The 14,604-nt window shown below is 55.8% G+C and carries 11 protein-coding genes; 4 read left to right on the top strand and 7 right to left on the bottom strand.

Annotation, left to right across the window (positions count from 1 at the left end):
• The first annotated feature begins 198 nt into the window (after nt 1-198).
• From EDB95_RS01805 to fumC, 4 genes are read left to right on the top strand one after another with little or no spacing between them, the layout of a single operon-like run.
• Entirely contained in the window at nt 199-2,328 is a 2,130-nt protein-coding gene (locus tag EDB95_RS01805; protein ID WP_133989986.1) for a nitrite reductase, read from the top strand.
• A 5-nt stretch (nt 2,329-2,333) separates the two neighbouring features.
• Complete coding sequence (gene cobA / locus EDB95_RS01800; protein ID WP_133989984.1) at nt 2,334-3,119, top strand: uroporphyrinogen-III C-methyltransferase; 786 nt, start codon at nt 2,334-2,336, stop codon at nt 3,117-3,119.
• Nucleotides 3,116-3,703 (top strand): precorrin-2 dehydrogenase/sirohydrochlorin ferrochelatase family protein, encoded by a 588-nt coding sequence (locus tag EDB95_RS01795; protein WP_133989982.1) that lies wholly within the window; start codon nt 3,116-3,118, stop codon nt 3,701-3,703. Before cobA ends, EDB95_RS01795 begins: the two co-directional genes overlap by 4 nt.
• Before the next feature lie 32 nt (nt 3,704-3,735).
• Nucleotides 3,736-5,139: a class II fumarate hydratase gene (fumC, locus tag EDB95_RS01790; protein ID WP_133989980.1), complete on the top strand. Its 1,404-nt coding sequence runs from the start codon at nt 3,736-3,738 to the stop codon at nt 5,137-5,139.
• A 143-nt stretch (nt 5,140-5,282) separates the two neighbouring features.
• Here the strand turns inward: fumC and EDB95_RS01785 are convergent, their stop codons facing one another.
• The 7 genes from EDB95_RS01785 to EDB95_RS01755 form a co-directional block, all read right to left on the bottom strand.
• Complete coding sequence (locus tag EDB95_RS01785; RefSeq protein WP_133989978.1) at nt 5,283-5,945, bottom strand: lipoprotein signal peptidase; 663 nt, start codon at nt 5,943-5,945, stop codon at nt 5,283-5,285.
• Nucleotides 5,946-5,973: 28 nt separating this feature from the next.
• Complete coding sequence (locus EDB95_RS27635; RefSeq protein ID WP_133989976.1) at nt 5,974-8,430, bottom strand: bifunctional UDP-N-acetylmuramoyl-tripeptide:D-alanyl-D-alanine ligase/alanine racemase; 2,457 nt, start codon at nt 8,428-8,430, stop codon at nt 5,974-5,976.
• Entirely contained in the window at nt 8,427-9,182 is a 756-nt protein-coding gene (locus EDB95_RS01775) for a TerC family protein (protein WP_133989974.1), read from the bottom strand. The genes EDB95_RS27635 and EDB95_RS01775 overlap by 4 nt, the downstream gene beginning before the upstream one ends.
• Complete coding sequence (gene gldG, locus EDB95_RS01770) at nt 9,179-10,858, bottom strand: gliding motility-associated ABC transporter substrate-binding protein GldG (RefSeq protein ID WP_133989972.1); 1,680 nt, start codon at nt 10,856-10,858, stop codon at nt 9,179-9,181. The genes EDB95_RS01775 and gldG overlap by 4 nt, the downstream gene beginning before the upstream one ends.
• Complete coding sequence (gene gldF, locus EDB95_RS01765) at nt 10,855-11,580, bottom strand: gliding motility-associated ABC transporter permease subunit GldF (protein ID WP_133989970.1); 726 nt, start codon at nt 11,578-11,580, stop codon at nt 10,855-10,857. The genes gldG and gldF overlap by 4 nt, the downstream gene beginning before the upstream one ends.
• A gap of 892 nt (nt 11,581-12,472) precedes the next feature.
• Nucleotides 12,473-13,636, bottom strand: coding sequence for a cysteine desulfurase family protein (locus EDB95_RS01760; protein WP_133989968.1), 1,164 nt, complete (start codon nt 13,634-13,636; stop codon nt 12,473-12,475).
• A gap of 148 nt (nt 13,637-13,784) precedes the next feature.
• Nucleotides 13,785-14,390, bottom strand: coding sequence for a MarR family winged helix-turn-helix transcriptional regulator (locus EDB95_RS01755; RefSeq protein WP_133989966.1), 606 nt, complete (start codon nt 14,388-14,390; stop codon nt 13,785-13,787).
• Between the last annotated feature and the right edge of the window lie 214 nt (nt 14,391-14,604).

Genomic DNA, 14,604 nt, shown 5'->3' with positions numbered 1-14,604 from the left:
TTTGTATAGTCTACCTAAAGAGTAGGGAATTATGAATAATCATATCGCCCATAATATGATGAAGCGCTGTTGTTGTCCCTGTAAAAAGGGAGGGGGCGTTTGCATGCTTTTGGATTATTAGTCTTTCAAAACTGATTATACACGTGCAAAGGCCTTCGGAAAAAAAACCGGAGGCCTTTTTTATACAAAACCAGCTATATGCAGAGTTTCAGGACAGAACTGGAAAACCCGATTGTCGAAAAAGACATCATCGACCTGGAAAAGAAAATCAAACTTTTCAGGGATGGGCAGATACCGGATGAGAAGTTCCGCAGTCTCCGGTTGGCCAGGGGCATCTACGGGCAGCGGCAGCCGGGCGTACAAATGATACGGATCAAACTCCCTTTTGGGAAGATGACCTTTGCGCAGGCAAAACGGATCGCGGATATTTCCGACGAATATGCCACCAGCAACCTGCACCTGACGACCCGCCAGGATGTGCAGATCCACTTCGTCAGCCTGGACAGGACGCCTGAACTCTGGTCGAAGCTGGAAGAAGAATCCATCACGATCCGTGAAGCCTGCGGCAATACGGTACGGAACATCACCGCTTCCGACCAGGCGGGGATCGATCCCCTGGAACCCTTCGACGTCACTCCTTATGCGCACGCAGCTTTTGCCTACTTCCTGCGCAACCCGATTTGCCAGGACATGGGCCGTAAGTTCAAGATCGCCTTTTCGTCGAGTGAGCGCGATACCGCCTTTACTTTTATTCATGATATAGGCGCCGTTCCCAAAGTAAAGTATGAGAACGGTAAAGAAATCCGGGGCTTTAAAGTCATGCTTGGTGGCGGTCTGGGCGCCCAGCCTTACTTAGCACACGTGGCGCACGAGTTCCTGGAGGCCGATCAACTGATCCCTTATATCGAGAACGTCCTGAGGGTATTCGACCGCCATGGGGAACGCGCCAGCAGGGGTAAAGCCAGGCTGAAGTTTCTTATTCAAAAGATCGGACTGCCGGAATTCAACCGGTTGGTGGAAGAAGAAAAGCTGGCGTTGAAAAACCATCGCGTGCCCGTCGATGCGGAAAACTGGCCGGTACCGGAGTTGCCTGCGGCGTATACGCCGGTGCCCGCGTATTCCATCAAGAACCCGCTCCAGTACGAGCTGTGGAAAAAGACCAACGTCTTCGAGCAAAAACAGGAAGGATATTTCGGCGCCTACGTCCGCGTCTCTTTAGGGGACATCCCCAGCCATACGACCCGCGAGCTGATTGACCGGCTGAAACCCGTTGCGGCAGACGACATACGCGTCACCGTGAACCAGGGTCTCCTGTTCCGGTATATCCGGCCGCAACATTTGCCGTATTTTTTCAGCGTCCTCGAATCCCTCGGCCTGAGCGCCCCGGGTTTTGACAGCGTGGCGGACGTGACCGCCTGCCCGGGAACGGATACCTGTAACCTGGCGATTTCCAGCAGCACGGGTATTGCCGCGGCCCTGGAAGAGGTCGTTGACAACGAATTCCCCGAACTCCTGGAGAATACGGATATCAAAATAAAGATCAGCGGTTGTATGAACTCCTGCGGGCAACACAGCATGGCGGGGATCGGCTTCCACGGGTCTTCGCTCAAAAGCGGCACCAATGTGGTTCCCGCGCTCCAGGTCTGCCTGGGCGGGGGCGTGCTGGGGGACGGCCTGGGCCGCGTTTCGGACAAGGTCATCAAGATCCCGAGCCGCCGGGGCCCGCAGGCGCTCCGGTTGCTGCTGAAGGACTATGAGGCCTTCAAAGAACCCAAAGAACGCTACCACGAATACTTCGAACGGAAGGGCAACAAATACTTCTATGAGTTGCTCAAACCCCTGGCGGACCTGACGGACGTCAAGGCCGGAGAGCTGGTAGACTGGGGCAAACAGGAGAAATTTGCAACGGCCATCGGTGTGGGCGAGTGCGCGGGTGTTGTGATCGACCTGGTGCAGACGTTGTTGTACGAAGGTGAGGAAAAGCTGGACTGGGCCCTTCAGGCCCTGGAAGAAGGTGCGTATGCCGATGGGATCTACCACATCTACTCGTCCTTCATCCAAACCGCCAAGGCCTTGTTGCTGGGCGAACAGGTGGCTTGTAACACCCAGACGGGCATCCTCCGCGACTTCGACAAACACTTTACCGCGGAAGGCCGTTTCGACCTGTTCACGAACCTGTCAGAAGCGACCCTCCAGATCAATAAAAATGCACCCGGGGCTGAATTTGCCTGGGCTTACCTGGGACAAGCCAGGGACTTTTATCAATGGGCTACCGAATTCCGTAAGGCGCAAAAAGCCAAGGAAGCAGTGCCCGCACTTCAAAGCTAAGCATCATGTCTACGAACGAATCCCTACGCACACAGCCCAAGCTCACCTTGGTGGGCGCCGGGCCGGGCGATCCTTCCCTCATCACGGTGAAAGGGCTGGAGGCCATTAAACAAGCCCGGGTGATCCTTTACGACGCCCTGGTCAACCCGGAATTGCTGAAGCACGCTTCCAAGGATTGTTTGATCCGTTTCGTGGGTAAACGGGCGGGGGTTCATTTGTATACCCAGAAAGAGATCAACCTGATGATCTTGAAATATGTCTTTTCCCTTGGACACGTGGTACGACTGAAAGGAGGCGACCCCTTCGTCTTTGGCCGCGGACAGGAAGAGATCACCTACGCGCAAAAGTACCGGGTCGAAACCGAGGTGATCCCGGGGATCAGCAGCGCCCTGGGGGTGCCGGGTATCAACCACATCCCCGTTACGGCCAGGGGCGTAAGCGAGGGCTTCTGGGTGATCACGGGAACGACGGAGGAACGCAAGCTGTCGCGGGACCTTGCCTACGCGATCCAGGCGAATACAACGGTGGTGATCCTGATGGGCATGGGCTCCCTGCAAAAGATCGCCGAACAATATACCCTTGCGGGCAAACAGGATACGCCCGCGGCCGTCATCCAAAACGGGAGCCTGCCCGATCAGCATATTCGGGTGGCGACCATCGGGGCGCTCCCGGGTATTGCCGAGGCCGAAGGATTGAAAAATCCCGCCATCATCGTGGTCGGAGAGGTCGTGCGGTTTTATGAGGCACACCAGCTATCTTTGGTAGCGGAAGACCTCAAGATCGCGGTATGAGTGAGACCAACGACCTTTTTCCCCTGTTTGTAAAACTGAGCCAGGTAAATACGCTCCTGGTGGGTGGGGGTAAGGTGGGGCTTGAAAAAGCAACCGCCCTGCTCACCAACGATCCCGCGGCGGTCTTGACGATCGTCGCGCGGGAAGCGTGTGCGGAGTTAAAAGCCTTTATACAGGCCTTTCCACAGGTGGTGCTTGAAGAGCGGCCCTTCCGTTTGACGGACCTGGACGGCCGCGGCCTGGTGATCTGTGCCACCGGAAATCCTCCGCTCAACGACGAGATCCGGGCAGCGACCCGGGAAAGACACCTGCTCCTCAATATCGCCGATACGCCGGACCTGTGCGACTTCTACTTATCCTCCGTCGTCCGGAAGGGACACCTGAAAATCGCCATCTCTACCAACGGTAAATCGCCCACCCTGGCCAAGCGTCTCCGGGAATTGTTCACCGAGATCCTCCCGGACGACATGGACGGCCTGCTGGAACACCTCCACACCTTGCGGGACAAGATGAAGGGAGACCTGCCCGAAAAGATCCGCCGCCTGGATCAACTCACCCGGATGCTCCTGGAAGATTTGCCGTAACTTGCCCCCGAATTCTAGAAAACGAGATCGTCATGGAATACCGCATCGAAAAGGACACCATGGGGGAAGTCAAGGTTCCCGCCCATGCATATTACGGCGCCCAGACCCAACGCAGCGTAGAAAATTTCAAGATCGCCCAGGACATCAACAAGATGCCCAAGGAGATCATCCGTGCTTTTGCCTACCTGAAAAAGGCGGCGGCCCTGGCCAACGTCGATGCGGGTGTATTGTCCGTGGAGAAAAAAGACCTGATCGCCGCGGTGTGCGACGAGATCCTCGCCGGGAAACTGGACGAATTTTTCCCACTGGTGGTTTGGCAGACGGGGAGCGGCACCCAAAGCAATATGAACGTAAACGAGGTGATCGCCTACCGGGGCCACGTGCTGAACGGTGGTTCACTCAGCGATAAAGAAAAGGTCCTGGCGCCGAACGACGACGTCAACAAATCCCAGTCGTCCAACGACACCTTCCCCACGGCTATGCACATCGCCGCCTATAAAATGCTTGTGGAAACGACGATCCCTGGTCTGGAAAAACTCCGGGACACGCTGGCGGCAAAAAGCAAACAATTCATGCACGTGGTCAAGATAGGGCGCACCCACTTTATGGATGCGACACCACTTACCCTTGGACAGGAGTTCAGCGGGTACGTCTCCCAGCTCGACCACGGGCTGCGGGCCATCAAGAACACCCTTCCCCACCTGTCCGAGCTGGCCTTGGGCGGCACGGCGGTAGGTACCGGGATCAACACCCCGGATGGCTACGCGGTGAATGTCGCCAGGCACATTGCCGCGCTCACCGGTTTGCCTCTTGTCACCGCCGAAAACAAATTCGAATCGCTGGCGGCGCATGACGCCATCGTGGAAGCCCATGGGGCGCTCAAGACGGTGGCGGTCAGCCTTATGAAGATCGCCAACGACGTGCGTATGCTCAGCTCCGGGCCCCGCGCGGGCATCGGTGAAATCCATATCCCGGACAACGAGCCCGGGTCCTCCATCATGCCGGGTAAAGTTAATCCCACCCAGTGTGAAGCCCTGACGATGATCGCCGCCCAGGTATTGGGCAACGACGTAGCGATCAACATAGGGGGCGCCACGGGGCACTTCGAGCTGAACGTTTTCAAACCGATGATCATCTATAACTTCCTCCACAGCGCCCGGCTGATTGGGGACGGTTCGGTCAGCTTCAACGACCACTGTGCTGTGGGGATCGAACCCATCGAGGCCAACATCCAGGCCCACGTCAACAATTCGCTGATGCTGGTGACCGCCCTCAACCCCAAGATCGGTTATTATAAAGCAGCGGAGATTGCACAGAAAGCGCACAAACAAGGTACGACGTTGAAGGAAATGGCAGTTTCGTTAGGATATCTGACCCCCGAAGAATTCGACCAATGGGTGGTACCGGCCAAAATGGTGGGCAAACTGCCGGAATAGCGCATTATTGGAATGCACTATGTGCAAAGGATTGCATAGTATTATTTAAAAAAATAGTTGATAATTTCAGCGATTTTGCGGAAATTTAAGTAGCCGTTGCTAACCAAGGAATCGGCCGTATTAACAGCGTTTTAATCCGTACCCTAGCGGGTAGTTTGCATGTCATCGACCTTTGGCGCCGCCTTGCCCTCCTGCCGGTGTCTCTTAAAGAACTTGTGTTGGAACACGAGTATAGAGATGACCCCTACCGATATACATGCATCAGCAATGTTAAAGATGGGTTGAAAGAAGGTAAATGGTTTCCCACCCCAAAAGGGGATCCAGGAAGGCAATATCTTGTTATTGATGATGGGGAAGTAGAGCATATCTACCACGCTTCCGTGCAGGAAGCCGGCATAGCCGTGTCCTGTAAAGGCCTGGGACAGGACGCCGTCCCGCGGGCTGTTGGTAAAGATCAGGCCATAGAACAGGCTGTCGATAAGGTTACCCGCGGCGCCGGCATAGATCAGCGCGGCACAGAAAATAAACCCGGGATGGTATTTCTCCCGCACGATGCGGATGAGATAAAAAGTTCCGAAGATCACCGCACCCAGGCGGAAGAGGGTAAGGGCCAGCTTTGCCCAGCTGCCTTGCCCGAACGTGGCCCCGTAGGCCATGCCTTCGTTTTCTATAAAGTACAAACGGAACCAGGGACGGAAGATCATCGTTTCGTCATAGAGGTGCATGTGCGTCTTGACATAAAACTTCAATGCCTGGTCGGCTATAAGGAGCAATAGGATGGTACCGAATACGTATTTGAGCTTCACAAGAAACCGGTTTTTTCCAAAGATAGTGCTATTGTTCAAAATATACCCTGCGTACCCGCTGACTGACCCCCGTAAGGATCTCGTAGGGTATGGTGTCCGCCCAGCGGGCGACTTCCGAAACGGACAGTCCGTTTCCAAAAACCACAACGTCATCCCCTTCTTCCACACCTTCTATGTCCGTGATATCCAACATGGCCATGTCCATGGCAATGCTCCCGATGGTGGGCGCCAGCCGGCCCCGGACGAGCATCCATCCTTTCCCGTTGCCTAGCCTCCGCGGATAGCCGTCCGCGTACCCGATCCGGACGGTGGCCACCAGGGACGGTTGTTCGATCCGGCCCCTCCGGTTGTAGCCCACCGTCTCCCCCGGTTCCAGCCGCCGGATCTGGGCGATGTTGGTCCGGAGGGTGGATACTTCCTGTAACGGGAGTGTCCCCGTCCCGTCGACGCCGTATAAACCGATCCCCAGCCGGACCATATCGAATTGAAAATCCGGGTGTCTGAGGATCCCGGCGGTGTTGTCGAGGTGTTTCAGGAACGGGTACGGCAACGCGGCCTGAAGCGTACGGCAGCCTTCCAGGAAGCGTGCCGCCTGTAAACGGGTAAAATCATCTTCCGCAGGGTCTTCGCTGGCGGCCAGGTGGCTAAAAACGCTTTTGACCTCCAGGGCGGCGTCTTTCTCCAGCAGCCGCGCCAGCGCCTCCGTCTCCGAAGGATTGAAACCCAGGCGATGCATACCGGTATCGAGCTTGATATGAATGGGATAACGCTGTATACCCTCCTCTTCCAGGTAGTCCCGGAACGTTTTGAGGATGGTAAAAGAAAAAAGCTCGGGTTCGAGGTGGTGCTGGACCAGGGTTTCAAAAGCGCTTGTCTCCGGATTCATGACCATGATGGGGAGTGTAACGCCGGAATTCCGGAGGTGTACGCCCTCGTCTGCATAGGCCACGGCCAGGTAGTCAACCTTTTGGAATTGCAAAAGATTGGCGATTTCGTAGCTGCCGCTGCCGTAGGAAAAGGCCTTAACCATGGCCATGATTCGTGTTCCCGGGTGCAGCCGGTTCCTATGCGCCTGCAGGTTGTGGGCCATGGCCTCCAGGTCGATCTCCAGGATGGTCTGGTGCGCCTGGAGCTCCAGGAGGCGGCTGATGCGTTCAAAGGCAAAGGACCTGGCGCCTTTCAGGAGGATGCTTTCGTCCCGGAAGGTGAGGGCCGGGTAGTCTTTTATAAACGCGTCGGTACTGTCGTAGAAAAGGCGCTTGGGAACTTCGTCGAACAGGTGACGCGCCCTTTCTATCCCTGGTCCCACGCCGATAAGCCGGTCGACCTGTCTTTGGCGAAGGGCGCCGGCAACGGCCTCGAAAACGGTTCTCTCCGGCAGCCCGGTTTCCAGAAGATCGGAAAGGATGACCGTCTTGCGTGGGTGTTGGTGTTGCTGGGTGAGGAAATCCAGTGCGATGTACAACGAGTCCAGGTCCGCGCTGTAGCTGTCGTTGATGAGCGTGCAGTGATGGATGGCCTGTTTGAGCTCCAGCCGCATGGCGACCGGTTGAAGTTGCGTCATATCCCTGGGGACGTCCAGCAGCAGCAGCAGGCTCCAGCAGTGGAGGGCATTTTCTATCGAGGCTTCGTCGGTAAAGGGGATGGTGGTCTCCACTTCGCCGCCTTTGTACACGGCGTTGAAGGTCGTCTTGCCTGCCCTGGCCTCTACGTGACGGATGTACAAGGTGGCGTTGGGATCTTTGCGGCTCCAGGAGAACAGCCGGAGGTGTGTCTGGGTGCTGACCTCTTCCTGGATCATCGGATCGTCCTGGTGATAGATCAGCCACCGGGTCTCCGCGAAAAGACGGAGTTTTTCCCTCAATTTCGAACGCCTGCTGTCAAAGCCTTCGTCATGAGCGGCGCCGATGTTGGTCAATATCCCGTACGTGGGCCGGATGATTTGTTCCAGGCGTTTCATCTCCCCGGGTTGCGAGATACCGGCCTCGAATATACCCAGGGTGTCTTCGGGCCGGATTTGCCACACGGACAAAGGGACCCCGATCTGCGAATTGTAGCTGCGGGGGCTGCGAACGATGGTATAGGTGTCCTGGAGGAGCTGGTACAGCCATTCCTTGACGATGGTTTTCCCGTTGGAGCCGGTGATCCCGATGACCGGTAGCTGGAACCGGGAGCGATGCCAGGCGGCGAGGTCGCCCAACGCTTTGAGCGGATCTTCGACCAGGAGCACGCCTGCCCCGGGGATGGTCTCCAGGGGAACGGGACGGCCCACCACGAACTGCCGGACGCCCGCTTTATAAGCGTCCCGGATAAAGTCATGCCCGTCTCTTCGCGCGGTGCATAAAGCGAAAAAAAGACTGGTATCCGGGTGGATGACGCGACGGCTGTCCTGGAGCAGGTAGAGGATAGGTGTGTGTGGGCCTGCGGCCAGCAGGACACCCCCGACGATCGGCGCGATGCGCTCCAGTGTATAAGCTTGCGTCATGCGTTGTTGTTTTTTGACAGGGACAATACGATGGATCCCCCCAGGCAAAGCGCGATGACGGTCAGGGAGACCCAGTCCGGAAGACGGACCTGGATCATATCCGCGAGCATCTTGCCGCCTATAAAGACCAGGACCACCGCCACCCCTTGTTGGAGATAACGGAACCGGTCGACGGCCCCCTTCAGGAGAAAAAACAAAGACCTTAGTCCCAGGACTGCAAAGATATTGGAACTGTAGACAACCAGGGGTACGGTGGAAATGGCCAGCACGGCCGGAATGGAGTCCATGGCAAAGACGATATCGGTGACGGCCAGCAGGACAATGACCAGGAGTAGGGGGTTTTTAAAGAAGCGCTGGAGAAAGCGGTGGACTTTCGGATTGACCTGCGCCTGGTGTTTGCCGGAGAACATTTTTATTCCCGTATATACCAGAAAGGCGCCGAAGACATACAATACCCAGTGCGCGTGGGTAACCAGGGCCAGGCCGCCCGCGATAAAAAGGATGCGGAAGACAATGGCCAGACCGATTCCCGCTGTTAAGATTTTTGGCGCCTCGCGTTCTCCGACCTGGAAAAAACGGAACAGCAGCACAAAGACAAAGATATTGTCCACGCTCAGGGACCATTCGGTGATGTACGCCGTGGCGTATTCGAGCGCGGGGTCGCTCCCCTTCCACCGCCACAGCACCACCCCAAAGGCCAGGGCCACCAAAACCCAGCAAAAGGTCTGGACCAGTGCCCGGCGAAGGGTCATCGTTGGTATTGTCTTTTCCGGATCTGCTGATAAATACCTCCACCAAGGATGACCAGGAGGATGGGTAAGACAATATTGATCAGCTGCCACTGGAGACGCTCGTCTTCGACCTTTTGGCGGTCAAGGCTGCGCAGCACCAACTGTTTGTTTCTGGTCTCGATAACACCCGACGAATCGGTCAGGTAGGCGACGGCGTTCTGGAAAAAGTCTTTATTGGCGTATTGGTCCTGGGTGTACGGGTTGGTCCCCATCGGCAGCGGACCTGTTTCCCGGCTGACCGCATTCAGGATCAGGTCGCCATCCGCCACGACGATCATTTTGGCCGGCACCGTAGCCTCGGCGACAAACGGACGGCCCATCGCCTGGAGCGAATCCCTGAAGGCCGAGGGAAGACGGTTTTCATAAAAGGAATGAAAAGCACCTTCCAGCAGCACACCGGCCGGGATGCCCTTCAGGTTGTATTGGGCCGGGTCCGGTGCCTGTTTGACGCTTTCCCAACTCACAATGGCCGGGGTGCTGAGGATGCGGGAATAGTTAGAGGTGCTCAGCAGTATGGTCTTTTTGATCCCAACCGCCTTTACGGTATCAATGGAATTGACAAAGGTACCCAGCACGGGGTCCAGGTTTTTCGTGATGGGATGATCGTCCGAAGGATTCAGGAGTGGGAAATAAGGCCAGGGCACCAGCTGCATTTGCGGCTTGCCACCGACCGTACCCACCGCCAGGGGCACCTGGTCGCACTGCATGTCCTGGACCAGGTCGTAGTTGATGCGCACCCCGTAGCGGAACAACTGGTCCCCCAGGTTGAGCCCCCGGTCGAAAGCCACAAACTGGTTGGTCTGGCGAAGACTGTCCATCTCGGCGTATAAGTTGTCGATCAGCCAAAGGACTTTTCCCCCGCGCATAACGTATTGGTCGATCTTCAACTTGTCAAACTCGCTAAAGGCCTGCAAGGGTTTGGTGATCACCACCGCGCTGTAGGCTTCGGGTATAAACGGAATCCTGAACAGGTTTAGCGTATCCGTGACATAGTTCCTGGCAAGGGTGGTGATGGCGTCAAAGCTGGTCAGGTCCATGGGTTCCCCATTTCCCAGCAGGTACGCGATCCGGGGCGCCTTTTTCCTGCTCAACAGGTGAATGGCATTGGCGAACTTAAATTCCAGGAGCGACTCGGCATTGTTGATGCGGCTCTCCGCATCGTCTCCTTTATCGTTGGACAGGTCGACGGGTTCCGCCTTGTCCCCATAGCGAACAACCGCCGCCGGAAAAATGGTCCGCTGGCTGGATTCCTCTCCGGGCTTGGCGCTTACCGTCAAGGTATAAGGTTTTAACCCCATGGCCGAGAGGCTGTCGAAAACCCGTGCCTGGAGCGAATCCGGCAATCCTTCCCCGGGTTTTATAAAACGAAAGACCAACCGTCCTCCCGATTCATCCTGCATCTCGCGAAGAAGGTCGCCCGTGGCGCTCGCCAGGTTTCGGAAAACGGCCGGAAAATCCCCTTTCAGGTAGACTTCTACAAAAACAGGGCTGTCGAGCTCCCGGAGGATCCGGCGGGTGGGTTCGGAAAGCGAAAAGCGCTTTTCCTGTGTCATGTCCACCCGGACATGCAGCTTCGATGCCAATATATTGACCAGGACAAGACCGGCCAGGAGGAAGAGCCAGGAATATCGTTTCATTTTTTCAACAATCGGCGTTGGGTCAGGAAAAGAAAAAACAGGACGACACTGGCGAAATAAAGAACATCCCGGCTGTCCAGGACGCCCTTGGAGACGCTTTGATAGTGAAAATCTATGCCCAGCATCTGCAGGTAGAAGTCCGCTCCCCCCGAGAACTGGGAAAGTTTACTCAGAGAATTGAACCCGCTGTACAAGATAAAACAGCCGAAAGCCGAGGCCAGAAAGGCGACAATGGCATTGGCCGTAAGACTACTACACCAGGTCCCCACGGCCGTAAACGCCGCGCACAGCAGGGCAAGCCCGATGTAAGACCCGATGATCCCGCCCGTGTCCAGGGAAGCGTTCCCTGCTTCCAGCGTTTTGATCGTGACAACGTATACCAAGGTCGGGAGAAGGGCTGCCAGGACGACCAGCAGGGCCGACAGGTATTTCCCGCCGACGATCTGTGCCCCGCTGAGGGGGCTTGTCCGTAAAATTTCGATGGTCCCGGACCTCCATTCGTCGGCAAAAAGACGCATGGTGATGGCGGGAATCAATAATAAAAGAACCCAGGGCGCCAGGGAAAAATAATTCTCCAGCGATGCATACCCATAATCCAGTATATTCGAGTCCCGGAATACAAACAACATCAGTCCGTTGAGGAGCAGGAAGACGATGATGGCAACATTACCTGTCAACCCACTGAAGAACTGGCGCAGGTCTTTTTTACAAACGGACCACATAGGGGCAAAAATAACGGAGCTGGGTAAATCGGGCGGTTTTTTTTTAGGGTTACCTTTTTTTTATTTTTTTCCGGAGCCGTGCAGCAATTTTTGAAGAGATTCTGTCTTTTATACTGATACTACACCACGTTTACTTTTGTTGCTTATATTGTTATTTTGATTTTTCCGAAACCAACTGCAGAGAATCCCGCTTCGGCGGGATTTTTTTTGGCCCCAAATCAGGCCTATGGAGAAATTAGGCCTGATTTGGGGCCAAAAAAAATTCATTTGCGTTGCGACCAAGGGGGCTTCGCCCCCTTCGTAATCCCCCTTCAGGGGCTTCGCCCCTGGAACCCCTTCGGGGCTGTGCCCCGGACCCCCTTTTTGAGGGTTTTGCTTACGGGGGGGGGCTGCGGAATGGGGGGCATTCGCATTTTTTGCGGTTTTGCTTCCAGTAGTTTGCTTCGTGGTTGCATATTTGGCTCCTTGGGGCGGCAAATTTTGAGGGGGGGGCGGTTTTTTGGGGGCGGTTGATAAAATGTGCTTGGAATTTGGGGGGAACTGGAGAAATTGAGGGGGATATTGTTTTATTTAGGGCAACAAATAGGGGGGGAGTGCGTTTTTTTGAGGAAAAATGAGGGGTTTGAATTTGCCTGCTAGGCGTTGGCCCGGCAGGGAGGTTTAAAGCCAAAGCTTCCCAAAACTAGGTGTTGATGAAAAAGGCCTTTCGGGTTTCCGGAGGGCCTTTTCATTTTTATGCGTGTTGCGGGGCATTTTTTTGGCCCCTGCGGGGCCGCACTTTTGACGCGGCCGGGGGCCGCGGTTTTTGTGCGGACGGGCCGCAGTTGGGCGGAATTGCTGGTGCGAGCGATGTGGGAGGCGCGGCTGCGCGGGAGTAACGCACTCCCGCGCGCTAGCGGATGGAGGTGGCGCGGAGGCGGGTGATGGCGGCGGAGAGGTGGGTGATGGCGTAGGTGATTTCTTCGGGGGTAGTGGAGCGGCCGAGGCTGAAGCGGAGGGAGGCGCGGGCGTCGGGGTCGGGGAGGCCCATGGCTTTGAGGACGTAGGAGGGTTCGGGGTTGGCGGAGGTGCAGGCGGAGCCGGAGGAGAGGGCGAGCTCTTTGGCAATGGAGAGGAGGAGGGGTTGGCTTTCAATGTATCGAAACGATAAATTGGTGACGTGGGGGAGGCGGTGGGTGGTGGAGCCGTTGACGAAGACGTCACCGAGGGTGAGGAGGGATTTTTCGAGGTGATCCCGGAGCACGGAGAGGCGGTTGGCTTCCGTGTACATGAGGTGAAGACATATATCGGCGGCTTTGCCGAGGCCGACGATGCCGGGGACGTTGAGGGTACCGCTGCGGAAGTTGCGTTCGTGTCCGCCGCCGTCGAGTTGGGGCGTGAGGGTGATGCGGGGATTTCTCCGGCGGACGTAGAGGGCGCCGGTGCCTTTGGGGCCATAGAACTTATGGGCGCTGAGGGCGAGGAGGTCGATGCCGTCTTCCTGGACGTCGATGGGAATCTTGCCGGCAGCCTGGGTGGCGTCGGTGAAGAAGGGGATGTTGTGGGCGCGGGCAATGGCGCTGATCTCGCGGATGGGTTGGAGGACGCCGGTTTCGTTGTTGGCGTACATGATGCAAATCAAAATGGTCTCGGGGCGGATGGCGGCAGTTACCTGAGCGGGGTCGACACGGCCTTGCGGGTCGACGGGGAGATAGGTGACCGAGCCGCCCATTTTTTCGATGTGCTTACAGGTGTCGAGAACGGCCTTGTGTTCGGTGGCGCAGGTGATGAGGTGATTGCCCTTCGGGCGGTATTTATCGAATATTCCCTTTAAAGCGAGGTTGTCGGATTCGGTGGCGCCGGATGTAAAAACGATTTCAGTAGGATCGGCGCCGATCAAACGCGCGACTTGTTCGCGGGCGAGGTCAACGGCTTCTTCTGCGGCCCAGCCGAAGGCGTGTGTGCGGCTGGCAGCGTTGCCGAAGTTCTTGGTAAAATAGGGAAGCATCGCGTCCACCACAGCGGGGTCGCAAGGTGTGGTGGCGTTATGGTCGAGATAGACGGGCAGGTGGAGCATAGGCAAATAACTTCGTACAAAATTAGGTTAAATGCCTATGCTCGTGCCCGGCAACTGAAAGGGCGCCACAGGCGCCCTGCCCGAAGGGCCATCATTAGCGGTGTTGCGGCGGCGGGCTAAATTGCCCGCTTAGACCGCCGCCGCAACTCTATAGTTCGGCGTGCGCCGGGCAATCCGTGCGCAGGCTCTTGACGACGATCTTTTTCTTGTAGGCTTCGCAGAAGTGGTTGTTGTTGAAATTGCCTTTGTAGTGACGGCAATGGAAACACATCCTTTCTACGGCGAGAACTTCGTCTTCCAGAAGATGGCGGGAAAGCCGCATCAGGGTGACGAGCAGGGTTTCCCGTTCTTTCGGGGTCAGGTGACCCAGGGCGGAGTCGAGAGCACCGGTAAAGTTGGAGACCTGCTGAGCGACCTTCTCCCCTTTGGCAGAGAGAGAAATGGTCACGCTCCTCGCGTCTTCCACGTCGGTTTTCTTACGGACGAGCCCTTTTTGTTCCAGCGTTTTGAGGGAGTCGCTGATGGTGGCCTTGGTCATATTGAACTCTTTGGCCATATAAGCCACCTTGCGCAGGTCTTCCTCCGGATGAAACCGGACGAACAACAGCAGTTGGATCTGGATAGGGCTTAGGCCGTATTCTTTTCCAGAATCCCATAATAAAACCCGGAAAACCTCGGAAAGTTTCTCCAGTGATACAATAATCTTGCTGTTGACATGATTTGTCTGATGGATGGGATCAAAAGCTGAAGACATAACAAGATGGATTCGTAAGTGAATAATAAGTGGAGTCCTTACACATAACTAACCTTATTGAGTATAAATAAGCCTTTCTTTCCATATTAACTTATAACACCTGATTATCCCAAACCAACCAATCGATGGTCAGGATAATTGACAAAAAGGGCGGATACAACCCCTGGGTTTAGGTTTTAACCGTTTGACAATTAACAAATAGCGTGCTAAATGT

The sequence above is a fragment of the Dinghuibacter silviterrae genome, assembly GCF_004366355.1.
GTDB classification, from domain to species: Bacteria; Bacteroidota; Bacteroidia; order Chitinophagales; family Chitinophagaceae; genus Dinghuibacter; species Dinghuibacter silviterrae.
This window is presented reverse-complemented; position numbering and strand designations above follow the sequence as displayed.